Here is a 15126-nt window from a genome sequence, read left to right as displayed (position 1 = left end):
TGACGGCGTAATTATCGGGTTGACGTTTCTGCTACGTTCAGCGCGCGGGCTCCGCGCCACTTGCTCTGGCAGGCGGATAGCGTAAAGGCAGAAATAAGGGTAAAGGTCAGCGCCGTAGCGCCCATAATGATATAGGTGTGCTCAAAGCCAATGCGGTCGTACATATAGCCGGCCGGGGAAGAGACCACCACGTTACCGACGTACAGCATCGCCTGATAGCCGAGTAAATACATGGTCGCATTTACGCGCTTGTCGAAATGCTCGGCGATATATTTAAATACCGACACCAGCAGCAGGCATATTTCCAGGCCGTACAGCGGCTTGAGTACTGAAATCAGCAGGTGCGAATCACACATGCCGGAAATAATCAGGCGCGCTCCGACAACCAGCCCGACAATTAACAGCCCGCGCTTGGCGCCAATAAAGTTCACAAACAGCGGGACCACCATATACATGACAAATTCCATGCCCGACTGAACGGTACCGAGATAGCCAAATACCGCGTTGCCCTCATGAATATCGTCGAAGAAGGTGACGAAATAGCGCGAGAACTGCTGCTCGGCGATAAACATCATCCACGCCACGCCCGCCACGTACAGGCAGAAGGCCCAGAATTTACGGTTACGCAGCAGGGCATACACGTCCGCCGGAGCGATTTTCTCTTTCGTCAGCACGTCGCCCGCGTGAGCGGAGTTAGTGTTCACTTTCAGGCTCAGCAGGACAATCAGCATTACTACCGACGTCACGCTGCCCAGAATAAAGTTATACGCCGGTGAGAGGTTAAACAGCAGGCCGGAGAAGGACGAAGCTACCGCCCAGCCGAGCGATCCCCACATGCGAATTTGCCCGAACTCCATGCCGTTCAGGCGGCTGAAGCGGTCGGAATAGGATTCACACGCCGCCACGCCCGCATACCAGGCAAAGCTTAAATAGAGCGCGCCGATAATAATCCCCAGCATGGTGTTAGACATTAACAACGGCTGGTATACGTAAATAAAGAACGGCGCCATCAGGGCCGACATGATAACCACAAAATAGAGCAGGTATTTGCTCATGCCGATTTTATCGAGAATATAGCCGTAGATCGGTTTGAGAATAACGGAGAATATCCCGTTCACCGCAAAGACGGTTCCAATCACCGACCCGCTAAGATTGGCTTTTTGGCCGAGCCAGATCGCCAGCAGGCCAATACTGGCAGACCAGGTAAAGAAATAGAGAAAGATAAAGCTGCTTATTTTGTAATATTCAGTTCTGCTTGTTGTCGATGTACTTTTCATAACATCCTCGCCGACGTGTAGGGGTCAGATTTTTATAATGTGAACGACAGCTTACGTTCGCTTCCGGGCTCGCAAATGACGACCTGGTTATGGGCTATGTCCAGCTGCGGCGCGGCCGCAGATGACGGTTTTTCGCAGGCCAGGACGGCGCAACAGAGCCAGCTCTCGCCTGGTGGAATTTCGGTTTTTAAGAGCGGAATGGAGGCGCACGCCGGAAACATCACGCTGCTGTTCGGCGGCGTGACGATGCTGTCCGGCTGGCGCGCAATGACGGGAGAGAGATCGACAATCACGCTGCTGCCGTTTTCTGCACTCAGATAACATCCCCGCTCGCGCAGCTGGTGGTCCGTTTTCATCACCGCAAAGCCGCCCTCCACGGTTTGCAGCGTGCGGGCGCTGCTGATACGGTGCAGACGCAGGTGCCACTCTCCGAACGGAATTTGCCAGGTGGCAATCTGCACGTCGCGCCACGGCGACCAGCGCGAGAAAATGTAATTTTCATCCACCCGGACCGCCTCGCACTCGCGACGGCCGCGGAAATAGTTATCTCCCTCTGACAGCAGCAGCATGGAATCGCAGGCGGCATGCTTCAGGCCAAAACGCCCGCGCTCGATGGTGAATCCAAAGCGGCTGGAGTAGGCAAACTTGGTGTATTTCGCTTCGGTATTAACGTAGTTGTTCAGCTCCAGCTGGCCGGCGGTGAGCATGGTGACGTGCCGGGAGCCCTTCGAGTGCATCATTATCTGCTGCGCGTGCGGGATCGCGCGCTTCTCGGCCAGCGCGGGCAGCGGCTGCTCGTCGGCCTGCCAGAACGGATGCGTCTCCGGCAGCGCCAGGATCAGGTACGTTTTCAGCGCCCAGTACGGCGAGCCGGGGGAGTTATAGTCCTCGCACATCGCCAGATTCGGACAGGCAAATCCCAGGGTCAGAATGCCGTCACGATCGGTAATCGGCTGCTGCTGCCACCAGCGCAGATGGCGCAGCACAATGCCCTTCACGATACCCGGCGTGAAGACGTCCAGCTGAGAAAAGGCGACCGCGCTCCAGAAGGCGACCATCGCGAAGCGGTAGGTCAGGCTGCGGCCAAACGGCACCGAGGCCCCATCGGCGGCGGACCAGTAGATAAAGTCTGCCGCGAACAGACGCGAGCGCTCGCGCAGCACCTCGGCCCTCGCCTCGTCGTCGCTCAGGGTGGCGTAGATCAGGCCGTAGAAGTGGAAGGCCATGGAGATGTAATAGTCTTTCGGGCGACCCGGGCCGTCGGAATACCAGCCGTCGCCGAGGTAGTAGGCGTCCATCAGCGCAAAGCGGCGATCGATGGCGGCCTGGTCATACGGCAGCCCGGCGCGCCGGAAGCCGAGCTGGACCATAATGGCAAAATAGTTCCAGTTGCTGTCCGGCATCTGCGCGTCGGTGATTTGGTTAAGCCACGCGTGCAGGTTCATGACTTCGCGCCCGGTAAAGCGGGCGGTGAGCTTATCCCCCAGCAGAGCAAGCCCCAGACCGTAGGCCGCCATCTCGACCAGGCGCTGGTCGTACGGGCCGGTTTCCCCCCAGTAGTCCGCGCTCTGCGGGTCGGTGCCGAGCTTAATGGCGGTTAGGTACTTTTCGCAGAACGGCGTGCTTTCCCCGGACGCCATCAGCGGAAACAGCCCCCACAGGGCCCGGGAGAGCCCCTCCATCTGCGCAACGTCCGTTGCGTAGTGGGCACAGGTATCGCCCAGCGAGAATCGTGAACGGTTTGCCGGAAATTGTTTATCCAGCGCTTCCAGAAGCGCATTCAACGACGCCACCACATCCCGGCGGGAAGACAACGGATTTGATTTTTCTTTGTTTGCCGCGCACATAGCCATGCCCTCGTAGTCAACTGCGGCCAAGCATAGTGAATCCGTACGGGGCAGAAATGTTAGCCATGTCACAGGCAGGAACGATGAATAAACCTCCAGTTGAGAAAATTTAAAAAGGTGGTTTATAAAGGCGGTCAGACGGGAAAAAGTTGAGTTTTATTGCACTATGCGCGACACGCCGACATCCGATCTTCTGGAACCGATCACCCTGAACGATACCGTGGCCTCGTTCAGCCGCCTGTTTGCCAATACCGTACGCTACCACCACTGGCATCAGTGTCTGGAGATCCTCTACGTGGAGGAGGGCTTTGGCGTGGCGATTGTTGATAATCGCCATTACACCATGCGCCCCGGACGGCTGTTTTTCTTCCCGCCGTTTACGCTGCATAAGGTGATGGTGGACGAACGGGCGGAGGCGATTTACCGACGCACGATCGTGCATCTCGATCGGCACGCGGTGCTGAAAGTGCTGCGGGATTTTCCCCAGACCCGGCAGCGGCTGGAGCGGCTTTCACGCCGCGGCGCCGAGGCGTGGGTCGCCGATTTAGCCCACTGCCATCACCATATCGATCATCTGTTTGGCTGCTACAGGCCACCGATGAACAGCGAGAGTATTGCCAGCCTGCTGATCAGCCTGTTTGCGATGCTTCCTGACGATAGCGAGGGCGAGCCGGGCAACGGCCAGGGGATCGCCAGCCGGGTGATGTTCTGGCTCGACGAGCATTATCAGGAGAAATTTCGTCTGGATGCGCTGGCCGGGGAGTTGGGAAAATCACGCAGCTACGTGTCGCGAAAGTTCCATGCGGAAACGGGCGAAAAGATCCACGACTACCTCAATACGCTGCGGCTGCGTAAGGCGTGCGAGTGGCTGCTGCACAGCGAGGCGAGCGTGCGCGAGATTGCATCCCGGGCGGGGTTTTCTGACGTGACGTGGTTTATCAGCGCGTTTAAGAAGGGGATTGGCGAGACGCCGTTGCAGTACCGGAAAAAGCGTTCATCTTGCTGAGCTGCTTTTTTGGCCCGGCCGGCGTCGCGCCGCCGGGCACAAAAACAGATCCGCAAAGCGTTTATCAGGCTTCAATATCCGCCATGTCGCCTTTCTCCTGAAGCCAGTTACGTCGGTCTTCCGAACGTTTCTTGGCCAGCAGCATATCCATTACGGCGTTGGTCTGCTGTTCATCTTCATCGCTGATGGTCAGCTGTACCAGGCGGCGGGTATTCGGATCCAGCGTCGTTTCGCGCAGCTGCATCGGGTTCATCTCGCCCAGCCCTTTAAAGCGCTGAACGTTCGGTTTGCCCTTCTTGCGCTTAAGCTGCTCCAGCACGCCCGCTTTCTCTTCTTCCGTCAGCGCGTAGTAAACCTCTTTGCCGAGGTCGATACGGTACAGCGGCGGCAGCGCCACGTGGACGTGACCGTTTTTCACCAGGGTGCGGAAGTGCTTCACGAACAGCGCGCAGAGCAGCGTGGCGATGTGCAGACCATCGGAGTCCGCATCCGCGAGGATGCAGATTTTGCCGTAGCGCAGCTGGCTCAGATCCTCGCTGTCCGGATCGATGCCGATCGCAACGGAGATATCGTGTACCTCCTGCGAGGCCAGCACTTCATCAGACGAGACTTCCCAGGTGTTAAGGATCTTACCCTTGAGCGGCATGATCGCCTGATATTCACGATCCCGCGCCTGCTTGGCCGATCCGCCCGCCGAGTCCCCTTCCACCAGGAACAGCTCGGTGCGGTTGAGATCCTGCGCGGTACAGTCCGCCAGCTTGCCCGGCAGCGCGGGGCCGCTGGTCAGCTTTTTACGCACCACTTTCTTCGCGGCACGCAGACGGCGCTGGGCGCTGGAGATGGCCATTTCAGCCAGCATTTCTGCCGCCTGAACGTTCTGGTTCAGCCACAGGGTAAACGCATCTTTCACCACGCCGGAGACGAACGCCGCGCACTGGCGCGACGAGAGGCGCTCTTTGGTCTGACCGGCAAACTGCGGATCCTGCATCTTCACGGAAAGCACGTAGGCGCAGCGGTCCCAGATATCTTCTGCGGACAGCTTCACGCCGCGCGGCAGAATGTTGCGGTATTCGCAAAACTCGCGCATGGCATCCAGCAGCCCCTGACGCAGGCCGTTCACGTGCGTACCGCCGAGCATGGTCGGGATCAGGTTGACGTAGCTTTCCGTCAGCAGCTCGCCGCCTTCAGGCAGCCACAGCAGCGCCCAGTCCACCGCTTCGGTGTCGCCTTCGAAATTCCCGACGAACGGTTTTTCCGGCAGGGTCGGCAGGCCGTTTACCGCTTCACACAGATAGTCGTTCAGACCCTTCTCGTAGCGCCAGCTCTGCTCGGTGTTGTTAACGTGATCTTTAAAGGTGATTTCCACGCCCGGGCACAGCACCGCTTTGGCTTTCAGCAGGTGCGTCAGGCGAGAAACGGAAAAGCGCGGGCTGTCGAAGAAGCTTTCGTCAGGCCAGAAGTGGACGCTGGTGCCGGTGTTGCGTTTGCCGCACGTCCCGACAACCTGCAACTCCTGCACCTTTTCGCCGTTTTCGAACGCGATGTTATACACCTGGCCGTCGCGGCGGACGTTGACTTCCACGCGTTTCGACAGGGCGTTAACCACGGAGATCCCCACGCCGTGCAAACCACCGGAGAACTGGTAGTTTTTGTTGGAGAACTTACCGCCCGCGTGCAGACGGCAGAGGATCAGCTCAACGGCGGGTACACCCTCTTCCGGGTGGATATCCACGGGCATGCCGCGGCCGTCGTCGATGACCTCCAGCGACTGATCGGCGTGCAGGATAACGTCGACGCGTTTGGCATGGCCTGCCAGCGCTTCGTCCACGCTGTTATCAATTACTTCCTGGCCCAGGTGGTTAGGGCGCGTCGTATCGGTGTACATCCCCGGGCGGCGGCGAACCGGCTCAAGCCCGGTGAGTACCTCAATGGCATCAGCGTTATAGGTTTGCGTCATGATTTAAGCTAGCAATTCGCATTGATTGTCAGTGGCTGTGCAGTCCAAGAAAATCGACAATCTGGGTGAAATGATCTTCAAAGCCCGTGAAAGCATGGTTTCCGCCCTCTTCTACAGTCTGGCGGCAGGATGCGTAATACGCCACTGCCTGGCGGTAATCCAGCACTTCATCTCCCGTCTGTTGCAGCAGCCAGATAAGATCGGGCGCTTCAAGCGGGTCGACCTGCATAACTTTGAGATCGTAAATATGGCGTGACTCTAGCACATATTGTTGGCCGGTGTAGGGGTTCTCGTTTTCGCCAAGAAAGTCCCTTAACAGCTCAAATGGCCGGACCGCCGGGTTGACGACGACAGCAGGCAACATAAAGCATTGCGACAGCCAGGTGGCGTAGTAGCCGCCGAGGGACGACCCGACAACGCCAAACGATTCGCCGCCGTGTTCAAGCACAATCGATTCCAGCATTTCTGCCGCATCCGCCGGATAAGGAGGCAGCTGCGGAATAATCATCTCCACGTCGGGATGATGCGCATGCAGCCACTCGCGAAGCTGCGTCGCTTTCGCCGAGCGCGGAGAGCTGTTGAACCCGTGCAGATAGAGAAGCGTTGACATCAATAGCCTTCTGAAGCGGTATCCGGGCGGAACTGCGCGCCGGTCAGACGACACACTTCGGTGGTCAGCGTGCCGTCGGCATGCAGCTCCAGCCAGCGCCAGCCCGGTGCGATGGTGTCCAGCGTGAAGTTAGCGCAGTGGGGCTTAAACTGCACGCAGGTGGACGGCGTCGCGAGCAGGCGGCGACCGTTCCAGTCGAGATCCTGTTCCTGATGAATGTGCCCGCACAGCAGATTTTTCACGCGCGGAAATTTCACCAGTACGCTGTCCAGCGCCGCAGAGTTGCGCAAGCTGTGCTGATCGAGCCAGCTACAGCCCGCCGGTAGCGGATGATGGTGCAGTAACAGCAGCGTATTGCGATCCGGTTCGGCGGCCAGTTTTGTCTCCAGCCAGTCGAGCTGATAGTCGCTCAACTCACCGTGCGGAACGCCAAACACCTGACTGTCGAGGAGCAGGATTTGCCACTGCTCACCCACAAAGACACATTTAGCCGGTGAAATCCCCGCGTCCTGAAGCGAGCTGTACATCGCAGGTTGAAAATCGTGATTGCCCGGTAGCCAGACGCAAGGCACGCTAAAGCTCGCAATCCCCTCAGCGAAATGCTGATAGGCTGCGGAGGATTGATCCTGCGCCAGGTCGCCCGTTGCGACGATCAAATCGCATGGCCGATTTTCAGCATGGATCGCGTCCAGAACCGCCTGATAACTCTCCCAGGTGTTCACGCCCAGAAGCGTCTCATGCTTTTCGGCAAAAAGGTGGGTGTCGGTGATTTGTAATATCCTGACTGGCGCCCCACCAGCAACAGTCAGGTTCAACAGGCTTTCCAAATGGTGTCCTTAGGTAGGTTTATGATGCTAACAAACCGGAATCGCCATTGCTCCATGTGCTAAACAATACCTTAGCCAGTCGGCTAAAAACTGGTTAATTTGATGCTTTTCGTCGCGTTGATGCAACTTTTTATTCGGATAATCATACCGCGCTTTAAAGCGAAAGATCTGCTGACTTGAACACACTTCAGCGACCATCGCATCGTGATAAAGACGCACCGTCATGGACGGCAGGCTCCAGTAGCTAATGCTCGGCGCCGTTTGCTCAATCTCTACCAGCGTAGTGTAGCGCGTTGATTCTGTTATCGTTAACCGATACCGGGCGTTGCTCACCTGATAGCTCACCGTTTCGCCGGGTGCGTCATTTCGCGGCAGCAGGCGGCGCAATTGTGCGAAATTGGTTTCGCACAGGCGCATCATTTCTGGGAAGTCAGGTGTATAACGCTTCATTTTTTCCACTCGTGTCGTAAAGTCTGATAGTGCAGCTGTAGCCATTGCAGGGCGATGACAGACGCTGCGTTGTCGATTTTCCCCTCTTCTACCCACCGGTAAGCCTGCTCCCGACTTACCACATGAACCCGAATATCTTCGTTTTCATCTGCCAGACCGTGGATCCCTTCCGCTGTCGTGGCGTCCACTTCGCCCACCATAATAGATGTACGTTCCGTTGTCCCGCCCGGGCTTGCCAGATAGCTCAGCACCGGTTTCGTGCGGCCCACCACCAGGCCCGCCTCTTCCAGCGCCTCGCGGCGGGCGACGTCTTCGACCGACTCGCCTTCTTCGATCATCCCGGCCACCATTTCCAGCAACCACGGGGTTTCGCTGGTATCATACGCCGCAATACGGACCTGCTCGACCAGCACGACTTCATCACGCACTGGGTCAAAGGGTAGCAAGACTGCCGCATGCCCGCGCTCAAATATTTCGCGTTTGATTTCACCGCTCATTTCACCGTTAAACAGGCGATGCCTGAAACGGTAAAGTTCCATTGAAAAAAAACCGCTATAAAGCGTTTCTCGTGCAATAATTTCTACATCGTTTTTGGCGAAGGTGACAGGCACGTTTTCTGGTTTTTGCATCGGTCGAGTCCTGGTAGCAATGGTGATGAAATTGTGAATTTCAAGGCTGTTTGGCTGCCGTTTGTATGGCTATATGGTAGATTGGAGCAAATTACCGCCAGATGGCACGTTACGCCAACCTTTTGGTGTGGATGATTCTGTTAGAATCGGCAATTATTTTTAATTAGATCAGCGCTAATACTGCTTCACAACAAGGAATGCAAATGAAGAAATTGCTCCCCATCCTTATCGGCCTGAGCCTGACGGGCTTCAGTGCAATGAGCCAGGCAGAGAACCTGTTACAGGTCTACCAGCAGGCACGTCTGGGCAACCCTGATTTACGTAAATCAGCGGCCGATCGTGATGCTGCGTTTGAAAAAATTAACGAAGCACGTAGTCCACTGCTGCCGCAGCTGGGCTTAGGTGCAGATTATACCTACACTAACGGTTTTCGCGATAATAACGGCATCAACTCGAATGCCACCAGTGCCTCTTTACAGTTAACGCAAACCCTGTTCGACATGTCCAAATGGCGTGAGCTGAGCTTGCAGGAAAAGAGCGCGGGCATCCAGGATGTGACCTATCAGACCGATCAGCAGACGCTGATCCTGAATACCGCGACCGCCTACTTCAACGTACTGAGCGCGATTGACGCCCTCTCCTACACCGAAGCGCAGAAACAGGCGATTTATCGTCAGTTAGATCAAACCACCCAGCGCTTCAACGTGGGCCTGGTCGCCATCACTGACGTACAGAACGCCCGTTCACAGTACGACACCGTACTGGCAAACGAAGTGACCGCACGTAACAACCTCGACAACGCGCTGGAATCACTGCGTCAGGTCACCGGTAACTACTATCCTGAACTGGCCTCTCTGAACGTGGACAGCTTCAAAACGGACAAGCCGCAGGCGGTTAACGCCCTGCTGAAAGAGGCGGAAAACCGCAACCTGACCTTGCTGCAGGCACGCCTGAGCCAGGACCTGGCGCGCGAGCAGATCCGTCTTGCACAGGATGGTCACCTGCCAACCCTGAGCCTGAGCGCCTCTACCGGCGTATCGGATACCAGCTACAGCGGTTCTAAAACGACGTCCCAGGCTTATGACGACAACAACATTGGCCAGAACAAAGTTGGCCTGAGCTTCTCTCTGCCGCTGTACCAGGGCGGGATGGTTAACTCTCAGGTTAAGCAGGCGCAGTACAACTTCGTAGGCGCGAGCGAGCAGCTTGAAAGCGCGCACCGCAACGTGGTCCAGACCGTGCGTTCTTCCTTCAACAACGTGAACGCGTCCATCAGCAGCATCAACGCCTACAAACAGGCCGTTGTCTCTGCGCAAAGCTCTCTGGACGCGATGGAAGCGGGTTACTCCGTCGGTACGCGTACTATCGTTGATGTATTAGACGCAACGACCACGCTGTACAACGCGAAACAGCAGCTCTCCAGCGCGCGTTACCAGTACCTGATTAACCAGCTGAACATTAAGCAGGCTCTGGGTACGCTGAACGAGCAGGATCTGCAAATGCTGAACAGCACGCTGGGCAAACCGGTTTCCACGTCGCCTGAAAGCGTCGCGCCGGAAAATCCGCAGCAGGATGCCGCCGTTGATAATTTCACCGCTAACAGCAGCGCGCCAGTTGCGCAGCCGGCGGCAGCGCGCAGCACCGCACCTGCCAGCAGCGGTAGCAATCCGTTCCGTAACTAAGAGTGCCATCAGGCCCGCTGCGGCCTGATGCCCTCACCCCTGCCCTCTCCCTGTGGGAGAGGGAGCACATAAATCCCCTCCGAACGTAAGCCAACGTAAAGATCTCCCTGTTTCCGCCCCTCCTCGCTTCATTTTCAACCAGTCATCCTCTATCCTGAGCGTTATTACCACTGGGTCCTGGAAGACAATTATGAAACGGACAAAAACGATGAATCACGCGTCGTTCCGCAAAAGCTGGAACGCACGCCACCTGACGCCTGTCGCGCTGGCGGTCACCGCCGTCTTTATGCTGGCAGGCTGTGAGCAAAGCGACGAAACGGTTTCGCTGTATCAAAACGCCGACGACTGCGCGAGCGCAACCGGTAAAGCCGCCGAATGTACAACGGCCTACAACAACGCCCTGAAAGAAGCGGAACGCACCGCGCCAAAATACGCTTCACGCGAAGACTGTGTAGCTGAATTCGGTGAAGGCCAGTGCCAGCAGGCACCGGCTCAGGCGGGTATGGCACCGGAAAACCAGGCGCAGGCGCAGTCCAGCGGCAGCTTCTGGATGCCGCTGATGGCGGGCTATATGATGGGCCGCCTGATGAGCGGCGGCGCGGGCTACCAGCAGCAGCCGCTGTTCAGCTCCAAAAACCCGAACAGCCCGGCGTACGGTAAATATACCGATGCCACCGGCAAGGGTTACGGTGCCGCAACGCCTGGCCGTACCATGACCGTACCGAAAACCGCCATGGCGCCGAAACCTGCAACCACCAGCACCATTACCCGCGGCGGCTTCGGCGAGTCTGTTGCCAAACAAACCACCATGCAGCGTAGCGCGACCGGCTCTTCGACTCGCTCAATGGGCGGCTGATCATGGAACGAGTCAGTATTGTCGAGCGCCCGGACTGGCGCGAAAAGGCTACCGAATACGGCTTTAACTTCCACACCATGTACGGCGAGCCGTACTGGTGTGAAGATGCTTACTACAGGCTCACGCTTGCTCAGGTTGAAAAGCTTGAAGACGTGACCGCTGAGCTGCACCAGATGTGCCTGAAGGTGGTTGAGAAAGTCATCGACAGCGATGCGCTGATGACCAAATTCCGCATTCCGAAGCACACATGGAGCTTTGTCCGTCAGTCGTGGAAAACGAATCAGCCTTCGCTCTACTCTCGCCTCGATCTGGCCTGGGATGGCGTGGGTGAACCGAAGCTTCTCGAGAACAATGCGGATACGCCAACCTCCCTGTACGAAGCCGCGTTTTTCCAGTGGATCTGGCTGGAAGATCAGGCGAACGCCGGAAACCTGCCGGAAGGCAGCGACCAGTTCAACAGCCTGCAGGAAAAGCTGATTGAGCGTTTCGCCGAACTGCGCGAACAGCACGGTTTTAACCTGCTGCACCTCGCCTGCTGCCGCGATACCGAAGAAGATCGCGGTACGGTTCAGTATTTGCAGGACTGCGCGGCCGAAGCGGAAGTGGCGACGGAATTCCTCTATATCGAAGACATCGGTTTGGGTGAAAAAGGCCAGTTTACGGACATGCAGGATCAGGTGATCAGCAACCTGTTCAAGCTGTATCCGTGGGAATATATGCTGCGCGAGATGTTCTCCACCAAGCTGGAAGACGCTGGCGTCCGCTGGCTTGAGCCGGCATGGAAGAGTATTATCTCCAACAAGGCCCTGCTGCCGATGCTGTGGGAGATGTTCCCGAACCACCCGAACCTGCTGCCTGCGTACTTTGCCGAAGATGATTTCCCGCCGATGGAGAAATACGTCGTTAAGCCGATCTTCTCCCGCGAAGGGGCGAACGTATCGATTATCGAAAACGGTAAAACGCTGGAAGCGGTTGAAGGGCCGTACGGTGAAGAAGGGATGATCGTCCAGGCGTTTTATCAGCTACCGAAGTTTGGCGACAGCTATACGCTGATCGGCAGCTGGCTGATTAACGATAAGCCTGCCGGGATTGGCATTCGCGAAGATCGCGCCTTGATTACGCAGGACCTGTCACGGTTCTATCCGCATATTTTTGTGGAGTAGCGTGTAGCCTGTTGCCCTCTCCCACGGAAGAGGGAGCAAGCGCTAGAAACGGCAACCTCAGGTTGCCGTTTTACTTTTATTACCCCACCTGCACCGACAGCATGCTCAAACTTCCCATCTCTATTCCGTCGATCGGGATCGTAACCGGCTCCTGACCATCCCACGCGCCCAGCACGTACAGCAGCGGCAGGAAGTGTTCCGGCGTTGGGTTAGAGAGCGAACCGCCTTCGTGATCCAGATAGTTCACCAGCGGGTGCCGATCGTCCGGCCCCTGCCAGGTCAGGTTGTCTTTTACGTAGTTATTAAACGATGTCGCCCACGGATACGGAGTATTTTCACCGTGCCAGCGTACCGTGCGCAGGTTGTGTACTACGTTACCGCTGGCAACCAGCATGACGCCCTCATCGCGAAGCGAAGCCAGCTTACGGCCCATCTCCATGTGCCAGGCAGCAGGCCTCGTGCTGTCGAGACTCAGCTGCACCATCGGGATATCGGCATCCGGATACATTTTTATCAGCACGCCCCACGAGCCGTGGTCAAAGCCCCAGGCTTCCTTATCGAGCGCTACCGGAACAGGCGCCAGCAGATCGACCAGCTGCTGCGCCAGCTCAGGAGAGCCGGGAGCCGGGTAATGCATGTCATACAGCGCCTGCGGGAAGCCGCCAAAATCATGGATAGTTTTCGGCGCTTCCATGGCCGTCACGCCGGTGCCGCGGGTAAACCAGTGCGCGGACACCACCACAATCGCCTTCGGACGCGGCAACGTCTCACCCAGATGACGCCAGGCGCGGGTATAGACGTTATCTTCCAGAACGTTCATTGGGCTGCCGTGGCCTAAAAACAGTGCTGGCATACGAGAAGAAGACATGGTGATATCCTTAGAGGAGGTGTCAGTTTGATGGTTCTACATTACGCGCATTCAGGTGAAGATGAACGCAGATAACCGTGAAGATCATCATCAGGAAATTTGAATGTCAGAAACAGCTTAAGGAGAGTGCATGTCAGTACCCTTGATTTTGACCATACTCGCGGGCGCCGCGACCTTTATCGGGGCGTTCCTCGGCGTGCTCGGGCAAAAACCGTCTAATCGCGTGCTGGCCTTCTCGCTGGGCTTCGCCGCCGGGATCATGCTGCTTATTTCGCTGATGGAGATGCTGCCCGCCGCACTTCACACCGAGGGAATGTCCCCGGTGCTGGGCTACGGCATGTTCATTGCCGGGCTGCTGGGCTATTTTGCGCTCGACCGCATGCTGCCGCACGCGCACCCTCAGGATTTGATGCAGAAAAGCGTTGCCCCAATACCCGGCAATATCAAACGCACCGCTATTCTGCTGACGCTGGGCATCAGCCTGCATAACTTCCCGGAAGGCGTCGCCACGTATGTTACGGCCAGCAGCAATCTGGAGATGGGTTTTGGCGTCGCGCTGGCCGTTGCCTTGCACAATATTCCTGAAGGACTTGCCGTAGCCGGGCCGGTTTATGCCGCGACCGGCTCAAAGCGTACGGCCGTCTTCTGGGCGGGTATCTCTGGGATGGCGGAAATACTCGGCGGCGTGCTGGCGTGGCTGATCCTCGGTAGCCTCGTATCCCCGGTCGTGATGGCGGCGATTATGGCGGCCGTGGCGGGGATCATGGTCGCCCTGTCGGTAGATGAACTGATGCCGCTGGCAAAAGAGATCGACCCCAACAACAACCCGAGCTACGGGGTGCTGTGCGGCATGTCGGTGATGGGTTTAAGCCTGGTGTTGTTACAATCGGCGGGTATTGGCTGAACGGTTGCGCTGCCTTATTTGAGGGAGCGCAATTTTTTTAATATCAGTGGCATGCCAACTATTAGTATTAATGATATAAAGTCCGGCACCATACTTTATAATCGCCATAGAATTCACTTAAGAAATATTATTTATAGCTATTACCCGTATAATAATTACCGCTTCGCGTATTAAAAAAAGCTCAAAAGGTTGATGCCAATCATTATTTAAACCGAGCATTCGGGCTAATGAGCAACGGCATCCATCCCATTCATAATTTCAAATAATTTATTAATAACCTCTAAACCTCCCGTTTAGAAATACTCACGAGATGAGCCATATTGTGACTGGTATATTTCGACCGCTTTAATGAAATAAAAGTGTTGCAATAGTAATTCATTAAAAATATTGCGCCACCCACTCTTAGGTAAAGGATTATATCTACATGTTTAACAAGACTATTCTGGCAGTAACAACAACTGCATTGCTTTCTGGCCTGTCACTGACTGCTGTGGCAGCAGATAACCAGGGCTCAGGGAAGATCACGTTCACCGGTGAAGTTATCAGTGCACCTTGCTCTATCACCCCAGGAGATGAAAATCAGACTATTGAATTAGGTGAAGTCGCGGATAGCGTGCTGAACAGCGGTAAAAACTCGTTGCCGGTTGACGTGAATATCCACCTGCAGGATTGCATTCTCTCTACTACGACTGGACAAACCACCACCACGATCGACAAAGTGAAGGTCACCTTTGCCTCCGCAAGTACCGATTCGACCGACACCAGCCTGATGAAAAACACGCTTGATGGCAACATAGGCGGTGCAACTGGTGTGGGCGTTCGCTTGCTGGATAGCGGCAGCAATAAAGTCACGCTGGGTACGCCGATTGAAGTGTCATTCCCTACCACAAATGCCTATCAGGAACTGAACTTCAAAGCCCGCATGGAACCGGTAGCTGGCAGCAAGGCTACCCCGGGTAACGTTCAGGCTCAGGCAAACTATATCCTTGAATACAAGTAATTAGATTGCCGTCTGAAAACGTAGCCGATGAAGGACTCATCGGCTTTTAT

Annotated in this window: 14 protein-coding genes; 6 read left to right on the top strand and 8 right to left on the bottom strand. The window is 56.1% G+C overall.

Annotated elements, in window-relative coordinates; all coding sequences use genetic code 11:
* Positions 1 to 11: 11 nt before the first annotated feature.
* Positions 12 to 1277, bottom strand: a complete 1266-nt coding sequence (locus IM304_RS00775) for an oligosaccharide MFS transporter (RefSeq protein WP_193354987.1) — start codon at positions 1275 to 1277, stop codon at positions 12 to 14.
* A 32-nt stretch (positions 1278 to 1309) separates the two neighbouring features.
* Positions 1310 to 3124, bottom strand: a complete 1815-nt coding sequence (locus IM304_RS00770; RefSeq protein WP_193355068.1) for a DUF2264 domain-containing protein — start codon at positions 3122 to 3124, stop codon at positions 1310 to 1312.
* Between the two features lie 166 nt (positions 3125 to 3290).
* Here IM304_RS00770 and IM304_RS00765 point away from each other — a divergent pair, with 166 nt between their 5' ends.
* On the top strand, positions 3291 to 4130 hold the full coding sequence (locus IM304_RS00765) for an AraC family transcriptional regulator (RefSeq protein WP_193354988.1): 840 nt from the start codon (positions 3291 to 3293) through the stop codon (positions 4128 to 4130).
* Between the two features lie 64 nt (positions 4131 to 4194).
* On the opposite strand, the gene parE is transcribed toward IM304_RS00765, so the two are convergent.
* Genes parE through nudF form a run of 5 tightly spaced genes read right to left on the bottom strand, consistent with a single transcriptional unit; the run spans position 4195 to position 8603 of the window.
* Positions 4195 to 6087: a DNA topoisomerase IV subunit B gene (gene parE / locus IM304_RS00760; RefSeq protein ID WP_148418459.1), complete on the bottom strand. Its 1893-nt coding sequence runs from the start codon at positions 6085 to 6087 to the stop codon at positions 4195 to 4197.
* A gap of 28 nt (positions 6088 to 6115) precedes the next feature.
* Positions 6116 to 6697, bottom strand: coding sequence for an esterase YqiA (yqiA, locus tag IM304_RS00755; RefSeq protein ID WP_148418458.1), 582 nt, complete (start codon positions 6695 to 6697; stop codon positions 6116 to 6118).
* A complete protein-coding gene (gene cpdA / locus IM304_RS00750) occupies positions 6697 to 7524 on the bottom strand; it encodes a 3',5'-cyclic-AMP phosphodiesterase (RefSeq protein WP_148418457.1) in 828 nt (275 codons plus the stop codon). The genes yqiA and cpdA overlap by 1 nt, the downstream gene beginning before the upstream one ends.
* A gap of 27 nt (positions 7525 to 7551) precedes the next feature.
* Entirely contained in the window at positions 7552 to 7974 is a 423-nt protein-coding gene (locus IM304_RS00745) for a DUF1249 family protein (RefSeq protein WP_148418456.1), read from the bottom strand.
* A complete protein-coding gene (gene nudF, locus IM304_RS00740) occupies positions 7971 to 8603 on the bottom strand; it encodes an ADP-ribose diphosphatase (protein WP_176609472.1) in 633 nt (210 codons plus the stop codon). The genes IM304_RS00745 and nudF overlap by 4 nt, the downstream gene beginning before the upstream one ends.
* Before the next feature lie 203 nt (positions 8604 to 8806).
* Between nudF and tolC the strand changes: the two genes are divergently transcribed.
* From tolC to IM304_RS00725, 3 genes are all read left to right on the top strand, one after another.
* On the top strand, positions 8807 to 10285 hold the full coding sequence (gene tolC, locus IM304_RS00735) for an outer membrane channel protein TolC (RefSeq protein ID WP_193354989.1): 1479 nt from the start codon (positions 8807 to 8809) through the stop codon (positions 10283 to 10285).
* Positions 10286 to 10475: 190 nt separating this feature from the next.
* A complete protein-coding gene (locus IM304_RS00730) occupies positions 10476 to 11141 on the top strand; it encodes a DUF1190 family protein (RefSeq protein ID WP_006811983.1) in 666 nt (221 codons plus the stop codon).
* A gap of 2 nt (positions 11142 to 11143) precedes the next feature.
* A complete protein-coding gene (locus IM304_RS00725; protein WP_148418453.1) occupies positions 11144 to 12304 on the top strand; it encodes a glutathionylspermidine synthase family protein in 1161 nt (386 codons plus the stop codon).
* Positions 12305 to 12383: 79 nt separating this feature from the next.
* Here the strand turns inward: IM304_RS00725 and ygiD are convergent, their stop codons facing one another.
* Positions 12384 to 13172, bottom strand: coding sequence for a 4,5-DOPA dioxygenase extradiol (gene ygiD / locus IM304_RS00720; protein ID WP_193354990.1), 789 nt, complete (start codon positions 13170 to 13172; stop codon positions 12384 to 12386).
* A 130-nt stretch (positions 13173 to 13302) separates the two neighbouring features.
* Between ygiD and zupT the strand changes: the two genes are divergently transcribed.
* Positions 13303 to 14076 (top strand): zinc transporter ZupT, encoded by a 774-nt coding sequence (zupT, locus tag IM304_RS00715; protein WP_193354991.1) that lies wholly within the window; start codon positions 13303 to 13305, stop codon positions 14074 to 14076.
* Between the two features lie 424 nt (positions 14077 to 14500).
* Complete coding sequence (locus IM304_RS00710; RefSeq protein WP_193354992.1) at positions 14501 to 15076, top strand: fimbrial-like protein; 576 nt, start codon at positions 14501 to 14503, stop codon at positions 15074 to 15076.
* The last annotated feature ends 50 nt before the right edge of the window (positions 15077 to 15126 follow it).

Origin of the sequence: Enterobacter cloacae complex sp. P40C2 (genome assembly GCF_014930695.1) — a bacterium.
Lineage (GTDB): Bacteria > Pseudomonadota > Gammaproteobacteria > Enterobacterales > Enterobacteriaceae > Enterobacter > Enterobacter pasteurii.
Note: the sequence above shows the minus strand (reverse complement) of the source record. Positions and strands in the feature narration are given on the sequence as shown.

Coding starts and splice junctions, on each gene's coding strand:
- IM304_RS00775 (WP_193354987.1), bottom strand. CDS start 1,277: ATGAAAAGTACATCGACAACAAGCAGAACTGAATATTACAAAATAAGC.
- IM304_RS00770 (WP_193355068.1), bottom strand. CDS start 3,124: ATGTGCGCGGCAAACAAAGAAAAATCAAATCCGTTGTCTTCCCGCCGG.
- IM304_RS00765 (WP_193354988.1), top strand. CDS start 3,291: ATGCGCGACACGCCGACATCCGATCTTCTGGAACCGATCACCCTGAAC.
- parE (WP_148418459.1), bottom strand. CDS start 6,087: ATGACGCAAACCTATAACGCTGATGCCATTGAGGTACTCACCGGGCTT.
- yqiA (WP_148418458.1), bottom strand. CDS start 6,697: ATGTCAACGCTTCTCTATCTGCACGGGTTCAACAGCTCTCCGCGCTCG.
- IM304_RS00745 (WP_148418456.1), bottom strand. CDS start 7,974: ATGAAGCGTTATACACCTGACTTCCCAGAAATGATGCGCCTGTGCGAA.
- nudF (WP_176609472.1), bottom strand. CDS start 8,603: ATGCAAAAACCAGAAAACGTGCCTGTCACCTTCGCCAAAAACGATGTA.
- tolC (WP_193354989.1), top strand. CDS start 8,807: ATGAAGAAATTGCTCCCCATCCTTATCGGCCTGAGCCTGACGGGCTTC.
- IM304_RS00730 (WP_006811983.1), top strand. CDS start 10,476: ATGAAACGGACAAAAACGATGAATCACGCGTCGTTCCGCAAAAGCTGG.
- IM304_RS00725 (WP_148418453.1), top strand. CDS start 11,144: ATGGAACGAGTCAGTATTGTCGAGCGCCCGGACTGGCGCGAAAAGGCT.
- ygiD (WP_193354990.1), bottom strand. CDS start 13,172: ATGTCTTCTTCTCGTATGCCAGCACTGTTTTTAGGCCACGGCAGCCCA.
- zupT (WP_193354991.1), top strand. CDS start 13,303: ATGTCAGTACCCTTGATTTTGACCATACTCGCGGGCGCCGCGACCTTT.
- IM304_RS00710 (WP_193354992.1), top strand. CDS start 14,501: ATGTTTAACAAGACTATTCTGGCAGTAACAACAACTGCATTGCTTTCT.